Here is a 449-nt window from a genome sequence, read left to right on the forward strand (position 1 = left end):
ACGGCTCGCATATTGGCATCACCCTTGCGGTGCTTTAGCAGCGGCAGCACCGCGAGGATGTTTACGATCAGCGCACCTACCGCGAAGGCTCCCATTAACCCGGCTTCTGGCGTGGTCTGGTTGAGGACACGCCAGAGCGTGCTGCCGACAACGCCAAGGCCCAGAAGGCCCAGAAACACACCCTGGATCATCGCCGACCGCGCCCGCCATGTCAGGCTCCAGCCGATGGCGAGCAGGCCCAGAAACGTGATTGCACCATCGCCCAGAAAATCGAGCGCGTCTGCCTTCAGCGCCTGCGAACCGGACAGGAACCCGCCGAACATCTCGACCACGCCGTATCCGAGATTGAGCGCAACCACGATCCAGAGCGCGCGGCGATAGCTCGGGTCCTTGTAGGCCGGATCGGACGATGTATCGCCGTCCTCGATCTTCTCGAAACCGTAGCCGGT

Annotated in this window: 1 protein-coding gene; it reads right to left on the minus strand. The window is 62.6% G+C overall.

Going from position 1 to position 449, the window contains the following annotated elements; translation table 11 throughout:
- A partial coding sequence (locus ACGKZZ_RS17300) for a cation transporter (protein WP_411224759.1) occupies nucleotides 1–449 on the minus strand: 449 nt, incomplete at both ends.

This window comes from Marivita sp. S2033 (assembly GCF_046592965.1).
Lineage (GTDB): Bacteria > Pseudomonadota > Alphaproteobacteria > Rhodobacterales > Rhodobacteraceae > Marivita.